1 protein-coding gene is annotated in these 651 nt (G+C 65.6%); it reads right to left on the bottom strand.

The window, feature by feature from the left end:
• Positions 1-651: solute carrier family 23 protein (locus AACY45_RS27335; RefSeq protein WP_339548564.1), on the bottom strand; the 651-nt coding region annotated here is incomplete at both ends.

Below are 651 nucleotides of genomic sequence, written 5' to 3'. Positions count from 1 at the left end.
AACAGGACCAGCGCAGCGCCACCCAGCACGCTGGCCGGCATGGCTGCAACCAGCGCCGACGCTTTGGGGATCATCGCCAGCGCGAGCATGAAGGCGGCCGCGGCTGCGCAGACGAAACGGCTGCGGACGCCGGTCAAACCGACCAGCGCGATGTTCTGGGCGTAAGAGGTGTAGGGAAAGCTGTTGAACAGACCGCCGATGACCGCGCCGAGGCAGTCGGCCCTGAGCCCGCGCGTGAGTGCGCGCTGATCGACCGGGCGCTCCACAAGCTGGCCGAGCATCGTCAGCATGCCGCTTGACTCCACCAGCGTTACCAAGACCACCACATCCATCGATGCGATAGCGGCGGGATCGAAGATCGGGGGGCCGAAATGGAACGGCGTGACGAGTCGCAGTGGCGGCGACGCGATGGCCGTACCGAAGTCGACCAAGCCGGTGGGTATTGCTGCGAGAAACCCGGCAACCATGCCGATCAGCACGGCACAGTTTGCCAGGAAGCGTCCCCCGAAACGGCTAACGAAAAGGATGGTCGCCATGGTCCCACCGGACAAGAGCAGGTGGCGAGGCGCACCGTAATCTGCCGCCCCGCGGCCACCGGCTGCCCAATCGATGGCGACGCCCATCAGCGACAAACCGATCAGCAACATGGCG

The organism is Pseudomonas sp. RA_35y_Pfl2_P32, assembly GCF_963970735.1.
Classification (GTDB): domain Bacteria; phylum Pseudomonadota; class Gammaproteobacteria; order Pseudomonadales; family Pseudomonadaceae; genus Aquipseudomonas.
Note: the sequence above shows the minus strand (reverse complement) of the source record. Positions and strands in the feature narration are given on the sequence as shown.